The following is a 12,692-nucleotide window of genomic DNA, read 5'->3' as shown; positions in this document are numbered from 1 at the left end:
CATGTTATGGCACAACGGGTCTGTAGCTTAGTCGGTAGAGCGGCGGACTCTTAATCCGCAGGCCAGGGGTTCGAGTCCCTTCAGGCCCGCTCGTTGTTCTTTTTTTCAAAATCATTAGATCGATTATTTAACTTTCTCTCTCTATAAATTCTCTGATGACTGGTGAAGAACCAGAATATGTTGAAGTAACCTGCCAGCACTGTAGCGGGGAAGGTTGTTGTTTTTGCGATAAGAAAGGCACCGTTTCTGTGAAATGGCCTGAAAAGATGTGCCGCCATTGTAATGGAGTCGGGTGTATTTATTGTGGATATACCGGGTGGGGTGGCCTGAAAGGAAAATACGATTAACCTGGCAAAAAATAGAGTGCGACAACAGATGTCTATGGGATTAGGGGGGATATGAAGTCAATTTTCAGACCAAATCCGGAAAAGATGAGACTTAAAGGGGATCTGAGTGGTCTTCTCCGGTTATTGGATCCGAAGTATGATACAGATTTACGGATCGAAGCAATACTTGCGCTTGGACGAATGAAAACTCCTGTCGCAGTAGATGAACTGATTCAACTCTTTCATGATCCGGATGATGATATCAGAACTGCTGCTTCGAATGGGCTTGTCCTAATAGGAACTGAAGCACTGGGCCCCCTTGTGGCTTCTCTCTCAACCAGTGATGATATCACTGCCGGGATGGTACATGTTGCTCTGACCACTATGGGCGATGAAGCAGCTCAGGAAATTATTTCTCATATTCCTAATCTTCAGGGTATTGGATTTGAACGAGCAGGTTTTATTCTGAATTCAATGGGACCGAAAGTAATTCCTATTCTCATTGATTCATTTGGAACGCAGGATCCAACCACGATACGGTTTATTGAAGGATTGTTTGAAACATTTGGCAGAGCAGCAATTCAACCTTTGATTCGGGGACTCTCTCATGACCAGGAAGAAGTCAGGGCACGTATATCAGCTTACCTTATCATTCTCGGAGATCAGGTCGTTCTTGATCTACTGAGTTCCTGTGCCCAGGATGAAGACTGGCTTCGTGAATTGAAATTTTACATAATCAGTGAAATTGGAAAACCTGCTTTAGATCCATTGTATCTGGGTTTAAAAGATCCAAATCCGGTGATTTCCTCAATGGCCCAGAAGGCATTTTTGGAGTACGGTGAGTCAGCTATCGTACCTTTGATATCTGGTTTGTATGACTCTGATATTGAGGTTCGGAAAGTATCTGAAAATGCTCTGATTCGTATAGGTGAGCCTATTGTTCCGCACCTCATTGAAGAGTTATCATTCAGGCGGGATACAGAAAGAGAACCAATTGTATCTGCGATTCAGCATATAGGGGAGCCAGCTATTCCCTACCTCATACAAAACCTCAATCAGGCAAAAGGTGAGAGGTTAAAGACTCTGATTCAGATACTTTCCCGGATGGGGGCCATTACACTTCCCTATCTTATTGGGTCGGTAAAAGAGCAGTCTGAAACTAGTTCTCTGAGAGAGGCATTTCTTTCAATGGGGCGGTTGGCATTTCCATTTCTGGAGGAAGCATCTGAACGGGAACGAGGAAAAACCGCAATTTTTGCCGTAGATCTTCTACGAAGAATTGATCCGGTCCGTTCAGTTGAACCTATGGTAACTGCACTCTATCATCCTGATAAGGAGGTCAGGGAGACCGCTTTAGAAAATCTTGTAGAGTCTGGGGAAATTGCGATTCCACGACTCGTTCAGGTACTGGGTTCTGGAAATGAGGACGCGGTGGAGCTTGCCAGGATGGCCCTTGTCAATAATGGTGAACCGGCAGTCCCTCATCTTATCGATGCTCTATCTGATCCAATGGGGTCAAATGTCTCATTAGTAAAGGAAATTATTCGTGAAAATGGAGTAAAGGCTCTTCCGTATCTAATTCCTCTGATGGTTCCTGGAAAAGATGGAAGTAGGGATGTGACTGAGCTTATCGAAGAAACGGGGTTAGATGCCACACCCTATCTTCTCGATGCGTTACATAACGCTGGTCCTGATCTTGCTGAACCAGTTAAATCTCACCTGACTGTTTTATTTCAGAAGGATCCGGAGACATTTGTAAAACGACTTTTCACTGGGAGCTCACTGGATACTGACCTTATGTATAGTTTGGTTTATCCTTCTCCACAGGTTATCATCCCATTCCTGATTGATATTTTCCAGGGTGATGATAGTTCAAAGGCATTGGTAGCCGGAGATCTTCTTTCACGGTTTGGAAAAGATGCTTTAGATCCTTTCATTACTGCATTACGAAATGAATCTGATGATGATAGAAAACTCGAAATTACCAGTTTCTTAATTCGCATTGGGCCGGATGCTATTCCGACGCTGGTTTCCCTGCTTGGGGACGAAAACCTGGCACCATATGCCATGGCTGCATTAAGTGCAATTGGAGAACCTGCTGTTCCTGCCCTTCTTCCTCTCCTGAAAAGTTCAGATCCTGGAGTCCAGCAGTATACCATTCTTGCATTAACTCGTATTGGACCACCAGCTGCTACTGCTCTTATGGCTCTGATGCAGGAAGATGAGGGTCTTGTTCCGCTTATCAGTCGGATTTTAGCAGAAATGGGTGGAGCTGCCCTTCCAGAATTAATACAGGAACTTCAGGCATTACAAGCTGAAGGCCAGGAAGGAAGTAGTCGTGGAATTGCGGTAATGTCTCTCATCACTGAGATCGCACTTTCAAAACCATCAGATCTCAAACACCTTTTTGCTATAGAGGATCCGCTACTCACCGGTATGTTTGAACGGATTTTCATAAGCAAAGGAGAGCAGATCCTCCCATCTGTTCTGGAAGCGGTGATGAATGAACCTGATATTCCACACCTTGCATCTTCAATCTTTATCTCGATGCGCTCTCCATCACAAACTACCGTTACCAGACTACTAAAATCTGTAGAACCAGGCGATCGGCGGAAGATTGCTCTCCTTAAAATTCTGGGAATTCTTAAAGATCCATCATCTCCATCACTCATGTATGATACACTGCAGGATCCTGATCAAAACATCAGGATGACTGCTATTCGTGAACTTGGAAAATTCGGACGTGAGGCATTAGAACCACTTACCGATGCTATGCATGATCCTGATCCAAAAGTCCGTGCGGCTGCTGTAGAGTCTCTTGGTGACATCGGACTTCCTGTGTTAGACCAGCTTATCACTGCATTAAAAGATCAGGATGGTAATATCCGGGCTGCTGCTATTACTGGGATTGCTAAAATTGGAGAACCCGGTCAGTTTATGCTTGTCCAGTCGCTTGATGACAAAGACAGGAATGTCCGAATGGCGGTTGCACGATTGCTTGAAAAGAGTGGATGGAAACCAAAATATACGACTGACAGGCTCAGTTATCTCTTTGCGAAAGAGATGTTTGATGAACTCATTCGTATTGGTCCACCAAGCGTGGATACATTAGCACGAGGACTTCACGATGATGATGCAGAAATCCGGGAAAAATCTCGGGATGCTCTCACCATTATCAGGGACTCAATAAAGGTTTAACAACAAAACATACTAGCAGAATAGAATCGTATGGGTACTGTCGGAGGAGAACCATACGTCCATGAATCATATCATCTCTATCCATGATCTGGACAGGGGCCAGATAGACAGGCTCCTTTTCAGGGCTGGAGAAGTAACCAATGAATATGCAGGAAAGGAACCGCTCAAAGGAAAAATTCTCGGTCTCCTCTTTTTTGAACCAAGCACCCGGACACGAATGTCATTTGAATCGGCCATGCTTCGTCTGGGCGGCTCATGTATGAACCTTGGCGGTGTGGAAGTTAGTTCAATGGCAAAAGGAGAGACACTTGCTGATACTATCAGAGTTGTCAGCGGGTATGCTGATGCGATTGTGCTTCGCCATCCAAAAGTCGGTGCTGCACGTCTTGCAAGTGAATTTTCAGATATTCCAATTCTGAATGGAGGAGACGGAGCTGGTCAGCATCCATCACAAACTCTTATTGATCTGTATACCATCCGGCAGTCAATGTCTCTTGATAATATTAACATCGGATTAATTGGCGATCTGATGTATGGGCGGACCACCCATTCACTGGCATATGCACTTACCCATTATAATGCCAGAATCCATACAATCGCCCCGAAAGGGCTTGGACTTCCGGATTCTATACGCGATAACCTTGAGGAGCGTGGCTCGTCTGTTATCGAACATGACTCAATCGAGGAGATTATCGAGGAACTTGATGTCATATATGTAACCCGCCTCCAACGGGAAAGGTTTCCAGATCCTGCCAAGTTCTTTGATGTTTCGTCAAGTTATCGTATTACTCCATCACTTTTGTCTGATGTAAAAGAACACCTTGCAATTCTGCATCCGCTTCCACGAGTAGATGAGATAGATCCAGCTGTTGACTGCCTGCCATATGCCCGGTATTTTGAACAGGCAAGAAATGGTGTTCCGGTCAGAATGGCCATGCTCACCGAGGTGATGTCATGACCGATGATGAACCGAAACGAACCCTGGTTATTAGTACTATTGAAAACGGGACGGTAATTGATCACATAAATGCAGGAGAAGCATTGACTGTTCTTCGTATTCTTGGAATTACGGGGAGCACACAGGAATGTGTCAGTGTTGCAACTAATGTTATCAGTAAAACCCATGAAAAAAAGGATGTAGTAAAGATTGAGAACAGGGAATTAAAAGCAAAAGAAGTTGATTGTATCGCTCTTGTCGCTCCCAATGCCACGATTAATATTATCCGGAACTTCAGGGTCATTGAAAAGAAGGGAGTAATAATCCCTCCGGTATTGATTGGTGTGTTACGGTGCCCGAATCCATGTTGCATTACCAATACCAATGAACCGGTTTTAAGCCGGTTTGAGATGAAGAGAAAAAAGGCAGTGTGTTCTTATTGTGATGCTGTCATTTCTTCAGATATTTCAGCACATATCATCTGATTCATCTTCTTTTCGCTCATCTTTCTGGATGAGCCTTCCATGGATATCTATTTCACCACGCCAGATACGAGTGCTTGAAATCCACCGTCCGTCTTCTGCAAGAACACACCGTATCATGTGAATTTCAATACATGGTTTCCCCCGTTCACGCCGTTTCTGATTGATATTTTTACCAACCGGAAATGTTTCTTCACTGACAACCAGGGCATCAAAATCAGCATCCAGAGTCGAACCATATTGATCATGCAGTTCTTCGATTTCCCACCGGGTTATGGTTCTCAAAGAGCCGATAAATTCGACTAAATCCTGGTGGCGTTCTGCATATGGATGAATTGGATGAGTTTTTCGATTAGCAAAAGAATCACTGGTCAGGCCTATTATTACCTTTCCTTCAGGAGTTGCCAGATCAAAGGCGCGTTTGATGAGGAGCCGGTGTCCATCATGCAGAGGATCAAAAGTGCCCCCCACCATTATTTTCATAGAAGTACTGTTTCATGCAATTTTATAAAATCTGGTACCATTTGTTCATCGATCATATGCATCAATCTGGTTTGAAGAAATCATTTCAGTTGTAGTTCTCATTGATTCAATCAATCAGAATAGGATTTAGAACTAATTACTGAGGCTATTATAGTATGCCAGACCTAAGGTATAAGAAACGCAACTCTCTCCTTCTCAAGGGTCTGTTGCATGTCTCCAAAATTGTGAACGTCTTATGCAGATCCATCAGAATATTCCTAAGGCTGCCTTCATTGCACCAAATGCTACGATAATCGGTGATGTGGAGGCTGGCTCCGAGGTTAATGTCTGGTACGGAGCAGTCATCCGTGCAGATAAAGACCTGATTACTATTGGAGAGCGATCTAATATTCAGGATAATTGTGTTGTCCATACCTCGAAAGGACATCCGGTACGGATAGGAGATGATGTATCCGTAGGTCATGGCGCAATCCTTCATGGATGCACAATTGGGAATACGGTTCTTATTGGAATGGGCGCTATTGTTTTAAATGGGGCTGTAATTGGTGATAATACTATTATCGGAGCTGGAGCAGTTGTTACTGAAAGAAAAGTTGTTCCCCCCGGTTCATTGGTTTTAGGTATGCCTGGAAAGGTAATCAGAACAATTTCTGATGAAGAGATCACCGGAATTAAAACAAATGCATCTGAATATGTAAAACTTGCACGGGTACATGCACATGAATGAAGCGGTTGTAATCGGCGGAGGTATTGCAGGTATTACAGCAGCTCTTGATATCGCCGGACATGGGATACACGTTTCCTTAATCGAGCGTGAAGCAAGTATCGGCGGTCATATGGCTATGCTGGACAAGACATTTCCGACCAATGATTGTTCAATGTGTATTTTAAGTCCGAAGATGGTTGAGGTTGAACGGCATCCGAACATTACTTTGTATACTTGCACCGAGGTAACGGCGATTGAAGGAGAAGCCGGGAATTTTTCCGTCCATGTTACCAGCCATCCCCGGTTTATAAAGGAAGAAGACTGCACCGGCTGTGGTGATTGCGTGGAAGTCTGTCCGGTGGAAGTGTATAACCGGTTTGATGCTGGAGTCGGTGTTAGAAAAGCGATCTATAAAGCTCATCCACAGGTAGTTCCGAATCTTGTTATCCGTGACAAAGATCACTGTATTGATTGTGGTCTTTGTTATGATGTCTGTGGGAAGCAGGCAGTACTCCGTGATAATGAAGATACCGAGAAGGATTTTATTCTGAATGCTGGAACCATCGTTATTGCAACCGGTTATGATGTCTTTGATGCCAGGAAGAAAACCCCTTATAAATATCTCTCTATACCTGATGTCATCACCAGCCTAGAATTTGAACGAATTATCAATGCCAGTGGACCGACTGGCGGAAAAATAAAAAGGATCTCTGATGGACGGGTACCAAAAGAGATTGTGTTTATACAGTGTGTGGGATCACGAGACATTCCCCTGGGTTGTCCTTCTTGTTCAGCAGTGTGCTGTATGTATGCAATAAAAAATGCCATGCTGATTAAAGAGAAATCTCCTGATATAAGAGTGAGTATTCTTTACATGGATATCAGAGCATATGGCAAGGGGTATCAGGAATATTATGACCGTGCTGAAGCACTTGGTGTCCGGTTTATCAGGGGGATGCCAGGGGATATCTATTCAACCAATGGGACAGTTTCTGTGGTTGTCGAAAATACCGAGACAAAGGAAGTAGAGAAGATAAATGCTGATCTTGTTGTTTTATCAGTTGGAATTCGTCCGAATGAAGATGCATCGGCTATTGCTGAAAAATTTGGTATTACCTGTGATGATACCGGGTTTTTCAGCTGCGCAGATGAGAAATGCGGACCTGTCAAAACATTAAAACCCGGGATTTTTATAGCAGGAACATGTAAAGAACCGATGGATATTCCGGATTCAGTCATGGAAGGCGGGGCTGCTGCTATGCAGGCAGTTATGACCATGATGCGTGGGTAAGCATGGAGCCACTTCGTCCCATTCTCTTCCACCCCCATATTCCATCAATAGAATATATTGAACAGACATTGCTTCCTGATGTATATGAAGTAAGAACGGCGAGTACTGTTCAGGATTTAGCTGATGCAATAAAGCGGCTCGGAATTCGGGGGGCTCCTGCCTTAGGATGTGCGGGGGCATGTGGGGTTGCCTTATCAGCTCTGCTTTCAAGGGATGATTCTCTTCCTGAATTTTTATCTGGTGTCAGGTCTGATGCAGATCTCCTTCGAAGTACTCGCCCTACTGCAGTAAATCTTTTTTATGGTATTGATCAGGTTCTTTCTGCAATAGAATCATCAAAATCCATAGAAGAAGCAAAAAGTCATGCGGTAGATGCAGCACATGAGGTTATTGAAGCGGACCGTCGGACTTGTCATGCAATAGGAAAAACAGGCCTTTCAATTGTTCCGGAAGGTGCCCGAATACTAACTCATTGTAATGCCGGAGCTCTTGCTTGTGCTGAATGGGGTACTGCTCTGGGAGTTATCCGGTCTGCCCATGAATCTGGAAGAAATATCTCTGTTTATTCTTGTGAGACTCGTCCACTTTTGCAGGGAGCACGATTAACTACATGGGAGTTGCTTCGTGACGGTATTGATGTGACCCTCATTACTGATTCCATGGCAGCAGTTCTTATGAGGAAAGGAAAGATCGATCTTGTTGTCGTTGGTGCTGACCGGATCGTATCTGATGCAGTTTTTAATAAAATTGGAACATACATGCATGCGGTCTGTGCAAAAGCACATAATATCCCTTTTTACATTGCTGCTCCCCTCTCTACATTCGATGAAGAGAGCCGGGAGGATTTGGTAATCGTAGAAGAGCGGAATCCGGAAGAAGTACGACGCGTTCGGAATTGTATTACCGGTCCATCAACTGTTCCGGTCTGGAATCCTGCATTTGATGCTACTCCGGCAGATCTTATTACAGGAATTATTACCGAATATGGAATATTTTCCCTTCCCCGTGATCTTGATACAATTTGTCAATTAAAGAAGGGAAATAAAGTCGTGGTCTAATAATATGTTGAGTCTTCTTCAGCCCTATATGCCTGTTATAATTCTCATTGGAGAATTGACAATTTTAATTGCAATATCAATTGTAATTCTTGGATTTATTCTGTTACTGCTTACTGCTTATGCAATAAAATCAGGGAATATTTTATTCCCCCGGTTCATGAGAGCCGGTCTTCTCTTTCTGGAAGGAATGATGCGGGGAATGTTTCGTCTGTTTGGATTTGAAGACAGTGATTTTTTAAGAATTATTGTGACTCTTCAAAATACTCTGAACCGCAAAGCATTCATGGCAATTCCGGTTACGGAGCGGGCTGTATTTATGCCTCAGTGCCTTCGTTCAAATGCGTGTCCTGCCCATCTTCATGATGAAGGGCTCAAATGTCGTGAATGTGGATTATGCCGGGTAGGAGAAGGGAAACGATTCCTTGAACTCCTGGGATACCGGGTATTTATCGTTCCAGGTTCATCTTTTATCAAACGAATGATTAAGCGGTATCGTCCACGAGCGATCATCGGTATCGGCTGTCTTCTTGAAGTAAAAGAAGGAATTGAGATGTCAACACAGATTGACATTATCGCGATGGGTGTTGTAAACTCTTCAGATGGGTGTGTCGAGACATCCGCCGATTGGGATCAGGTATATCGGATCGCATTGCTTGGTGTTGATCCAAAAAAAGTGCCTGATGAAATGAAAAAATATCTTGAATTATAATAAAATTGCAGATCCCAGAAAAACCAGAAGGGATGCAAACATACCTGTTTTTAATATCTTTGAACTTCGTGCCTGAATAATTTCTTCAGAATTTTTTGCAGATAATCCTTTTATTGAACCATATAGGAGAACGAAGTCAACAAGGAGAATTGCAGCCAGATAGACTATTCCCCATCTGTATACAAGCAATATGCTGATGATGACACCAAATATCGTACTTGCAAGAGCTAGGAGAAGTGTGGGCCGAATACCATACACAAGCGGAAAGGTCCGAGCTCCATGCTCTTTGTCACCTGGCATATCTTCTGCATCTTTGATAAGTTCACGTGCCAGCATCAATCCAAAGGTTGCCCCGGCCACTGGCAAGACGGTAATAATTCCTGAAATTCCTTCAATCGCACCACCAAAGAGGAAGATACTGGCAGCAAGGTATGATACAGAAATATTTCCTATGAGGGGCATTCCCTTCAGATATGCAGCATATAACCAAAGAAGTGCTGAATTGCCCAAAGCAATGCAGGTGAGTGGGACTGGTGTGAAGAGAATTGCAATAGCATTTCCTGCGAAAAATAAAAGAACAGCATAAATGAGGGCATATGACGGAGAGATCAATCCTGCAGGGATGGGTCTGTCCGGTTGGTTTATTGCATCAATATCACGATCATAATAGTCATTGATAACATTCCCTGCACCGGTGATTAACAGGACAATTAAAAATATAAATAAGAATTCTGCTGGAATTGTTCCGGTAGCTATCACAGTAGCTAATATTCCGGCAAGTCCTGCGACCACAGAATTTACCGGTCGGGTAATAGAAAGATATGCTGCGCCGTTCATCTCACACCTTTTTCAAAAAAGAATACGGACGTGGAGGGATTTGAACCCCCGGCATTCAGCTTAGGAGGCTGACGCCATATCCTGACTAGGCCACACGTCCTGCCTTATTACATGTAGCAGGGATAGGTATAAGATTATCGAACACCATTTGTAGCGGAATGGACCTCACCTGGGTCACGGAAGGCAGGACCACCATTGCAGTGCCCTGCCAGAATCCTGACGTTCCTTTTCCGCCTGGTACTGCGCCAGTCTTTTACAACTCCCGAATGGCACTCAACCGGGACACCACAGTCCTGATTGTCAGACAGACAAATCCTCATTCCTACCTTGATGCAATGGCTGCTTCAGGGATCCGGGGATGTAGAGTTGGGTATGAATCTGAAGTACCAGTTACCCTCAATGATCGGGATCCGCTTGCCATTGACCTCATCACGCATAATGTGCAGTCTCTCGGGATTGATGCTCATGTAACGTGTCGGGATGCAAATAGTCTGATGTCTGAAGAAAAATTCGGGTTTGTAGATCTGGATCCTTTTGGGACTCCGGCACCGTTTGTTGATGCAGCAATCCGTTCCACCGGAAAATATCTGGGAGTTACCGCGACTGATACAGCTCCGTTATGTGGTGCCCATCTGAAAGCCGGAATACGAAGATACATGGCACGACCACTCAATACTGAATACCATACAGAAGTTGGGCTTCGAATACTTCTTGGAAATGTTGCCAGGCATGCTGCAGTGTATGATAAAGGTGTTACCCCGCTTTTTTGTTATGCGCATGAACATTTTGTCAGACTCCATCTTCAACTAAAAAGTAGTGCCACAGCTGCAGACAAGAGTATTGCACGACTTGGATATGTGCATCAGTGTCCGAAATGTCCGTACCGGATGGAAGAACAAAAGTTCTTCCCGGGAACATATACATGTCCATTATGCGGAGCCTCTCTTACTCCGACTGGCCCTTTATGGACCGGATCTATTCATGATCCTGATATTCTGGCGGGTATGATCCGGGATAGCGAGACATTTACTGCTGGTGATCCTGCTGGTTTGTCAAAACTTTTAGCAGTATGCAGGGATGAACCTGATATCTCCTTTAGTTATGATTACCACAAACTAGGGAAGTATTATCGGCTCTCACCAGGACCGATTGATGTGTTGCTGAACCGATTAAGAGATAAGGGGTATTGTGCTGGTCGGGTCCATTATTCCGGGTATGGAATTAAGACCGATGCACCATTGGAAATAATCAGAGATTGTCTCATTCAATGAGTAATTTATCGTTCGATGATTATCTGCAGGATATCTCCATCATCCAGGGAATGTGCAATCCCAACCCGTTGTGCCTCATGCTTCACTGATGTACCCCATACTCTTGCATATCTGAATTTATCGACAAAGTCACGGTGAAGTTTCCGGCAGACATCTTCTATTTTTGAACCTATTCGCATGATGAGTGGTTCATCCATATCTGCCGGTCCAGCCTGTGGTTTTAGGTATATCCGAATAAATCCGAGTGCATCATAGACAGCATCCTTTAATTCTTCCATGTGATATCCGGTTGCTGCAGATATCATAAGCGGATTTTGTCCAAACCGTTCGGTAAGATCCTCTTCGATCTTTTTTCTATCTTTCTCATCGATAAGGTCAACCTTATTGACCGCGATGATTGCAGGGATATATACTCTGCTCCCCATGATTGCATCGATCAGGTCATCCTGGGTTGCATTGCCTCTGATGAGAATATCAGCACTTGCAATACGGTTCTCAGTCAGGATTGATCTGACTTCTTCGATATCAAGATCCAATGTACCCACTGCATTCAGGCGTACACCCCCTCGTGAGGTTTTCTTGATGGTGATGTCAGGTTTTGGAACGTTTACCCGTATACCTGCATCATAGAGTTCGCGGAAGAGGACATCGACGTGTTTTTCATTGAATACGTCCACAAGAAGGACGATCATATCTGCATTCCTGACAACGGCAATTACTTCTTTGCCCCGACCTTTTCCCATCGCGGCACCTGCGATCAGTCCGGGAATATCCAGGAGCTGAATCTTTGCGCCTTTGTGCTCAAGAGCGCCGGGAACCACAGTCAATGTTGTGAATGCGTATGCTCCAGTCTCACTTTCAGTGCCTGTAAGAACGTTCAGGAGCGTGGATTTACCAGTAGAAGGAAATCCGACGAGAACCACCGTAGCATCGCCGGATTTTTTGACAGCATACCCCTCGCCGCCACCTCCGGCTTTCATTGCACGGTTAACGGCATCCTCTTTCATCTTGGCGAGTTTTGCTTTTAAACGCCCGATATGCTTTGAGGTCGCCTTGTTATAAACGGTATTCTGGATCTCGTCCTCTATTTCCTTGATTTGATCCTCAATACCAGCCATGTATCCTAATAAGTTCCTCTCTGTGATTCTTATATCTGTGGGATCATTGTTAGAAAAATCGGTTTATTTATATATGACAAATGACAACATTTAGAGGCACAGCTGATATAGTGTAGGGGTCAATCATGCAGGACTCTCACTCCTGCGACTGGGGTTCAAATCCCCATATCAGCATTTTTTCTTCTAATTTTCTTTTAAATTTTAAATTATTAGCGGAATATTTTTTTTCAGGCCGATACATCATGGCTGACAATAGAAAGATTGTAGTCCTGGAAT

Annotated in this window: 12 protein-coding genes and 3 tRNA genes; 11 read left to right on the top strand and 4 right to left on the bottom strand. The window is 44.0% G+C overall.

The window, feature by feature from the left end:
• Positions 1 to 16 precede the first annotated feature (16 nt).
• The 5 genes from KSK55_RS02550 to pyrI all read left to right on the top strand — a co-directional run bounded on the left by KSK55_RS02550 (position 17) and on the right by pyrI (position 4,946).
• Positions 17 to 89: transfer RNA gene (locus KSK55_RS02550), tRNA-Lys, on the top strand.
• A gap of 66 nt (positions 90 to 155) precedes the next feature.
• Complete coding sequence (locus KSK55_RS02545) at positions 156 to 347, top strand: hypothetical protein (protein ID WP_214418577.1); 192 nt, start codon at positions 156 to 158, stop codon at positions 345 to 347.
• A 51-nt stretch (positions 348 to 398) separates the two neighbouring features.
• On the top strand, positions 399 to 3,524 hold the full coding sequence (locus KSK55_RS02540; RefSeq protein WP_218608054.1) for a HEAT repeat domain-containing protein: 3,126 nt from the start codon (positions 399 to 401) through the stop codon (positions 3,522 to 3,524).
• A gap of 61 nt (positions 3,525 to 3,585) precedes the next feature.
• Entirely contained in the window at positions 3,586 to 4,482 is an 897-nt protein-coding gene (gene pyrB, locus KSK55_RS02535; protein ID WP_218608053.1) for an aspartate carbamoyltransferase, read from the top strand.
• On the top strand, positions 4,479 to 4,946 hold the full coding sequence (pyrI, locus tag KSK55_RS02530; RefSeq protein ID WP_214418574.1) for an aspartate carbamoyltransferase regulatory subunit: 468 nt from the start codon (positions 4,479 to 4,481) through the stop codon (positions 4,944 to 4,946). Before pyrB ends, pyrI begins: the two co-directional genes overlap by 4 nt.
• Here pyrI and KSK55_RS02525 read toward each other — a convergent pair.
• On the bottom strand, positions 4,929 to 5,426 hold the full coding sequence (locus KSK55_RS02525; protein ID WP_214418573.1) for a phosphopantetheine adenylyltransferase: 498 nt from the start codon (positions 5,424 to 5,426) through the stop codon (positions 4,929 to 4,931). The genes pyrI and KSK55_RS02525 overlap by 18 nt on opposite strands.
• 235 nt (positions 5,427 to 5,661) lie before the next feature.
• Here KSK55_RS02525 and KSK55_RS02520 point away from each other — a divergent pair, with 235 nt between their 5' ends.
• Genes KSK55_RS02520 through KSK55_RS02505 form a run of 4 tightly spaced genes read left to right on the top strand, consistent with a single transcriptional unit; the run spans position 5,662 to position 9,190 of the window.
• A complete protein-coding gene (locus tag KSK55_RS02520; RefSeq protein WP_218608052.1) occupies positions 5,662 to 6,153 on the top strand; it encodes a gamma carbonic anhydrase family protein in 492 nt (163 codons plus the stop codon).
• Positions 6,146 to 7,423, top strand: a complete 1,278-nt coding sequence (locus tag KSK55_RS02515) for a CoB--CoM heterodisulfide reductase iron-sulfur subunit A family protein (protein ID WP_218608051.1) — start codon at positions 6,146 to 6,148, stop codon at positions 7,421 to 7,423. The genes KSK55_RS02520 and KSK55_RS02515 overlap by 8 nt, the downstream gene beginning before the upstream one ends.
• A gap of 2 nt (positions 7,424 to 7,425) precedes the next feature.
• Positions 7,426 to 8,481: an S-methyl-5-thioribose-1-phosphate isomerase gene (gene mtnA / locus KSK55_RS02510; protein WP_218608050.1), complete on the top strand. Its 1,056-nt coding sequence runs from the start codon at positions 7,426 to 7,428 to the stop codon at positions 8,479 to 8,481.
• A gap of 28 nt (positions 8,482 to 8,509) precedes the next feature.
• The gene (locus KSK55_RS02505; protein ID WP_256664156.1) at positions 8,510 to 9,190 is read left to right on the top strand and encodes a DUF116 domain-containing protein; all 681 of its coding nucleotides are present in this window, start codon (positions 8,510 to 8,512) and stop codon (positions 9,188 to 9,190) included.
• Here the strand turns inward: KSK55_RS02505 and KSK55_RS02500 are convergent.
• Both KSK55_RS02500 and KSK55_RS02495 read right to left on the bottom strand, forming a co-directional pair.
• Positions 9,185 to 10,027: a geranylgeranylglycerol-phosphate geranylgeranyltransferase gene (locus KSK55_RS02500; RefSeq protein ID WP_218608048.1), complete on the bottom strand. Its 843-nt coding sequence runs from the start codon at positions 10,025 to 10,027 to the stop codon at positions 9,185 to 9,187. The genes KSK55_RS02505 and KSK55_RS02500 overlap by 6 nt on opposite strands.
• Positions 10,028 to 10,052: 25 nt before the next feature.
• Positions 10,053 to 10,127 (bottom strand) — tRNA-Arg (locus KSK55_RS02495).
• A gap of 58 nt (positions 10,128 to 10,185) precedes the next feature.
• Here KSK55_RS02495 and KSK55_RS02490 point away from each other — a divergent pair.
• A complete protein-coding gene (locus KSK55_RS02490) occupies positions 10,186 to 11,298 on the top strand; it encodes a tRNA (guanine(10)-N(2))-dimethyltransferase (RefSeq protein ID WP_218608047.1) in 1,113 nt (370 codons plus the stop codon).
• Positions 11,299 to 11,303: 5 nt separating this feature from the next.
• Here the strand turns inward: KSK55_RS02490 and KSK55_RS02485 are convergent, their stop codons facing one another.
• Positions 11,304 to 12,416, bottom strand: a complete 1,113-nt coding sequence (locus KSK55_RS02485) for an OBG GTPase family GTP-binding protein (protein WP_214418566.1) — start codon at positions 12,414 to 12,416, stop codon at positions 11,304 to 11,306.
• A 101-nt stretch (positions 12,417 to 12,517) separates the two neighbouring features.
• On the opposite strand from KSK55_RS02485, the gene KSK55_RS02480 reads away from it, so the two are divergent.
• Positions 12,518 to 12,590, top strand: a tRNA-Glu gene (locus KSK55_RS02480).
• The last annotated feature ends 102 nt before the right edge of the window (positions 12,591 to 12,692 follow it).

It is taken from the genome of Methanospirillum hungatei, assembly GCF_019263745.1.
GTDB classification, from domain to species: Archaea; Halobacteriota; Methanomicrobia; order Methanomicrobiales; family Methanospirillaceae; genus Methanospirillum; species Methanospirillum purgamenti.
This window is presented reverse-complemented; position numbering and strand designations above follow the sequence as displayed.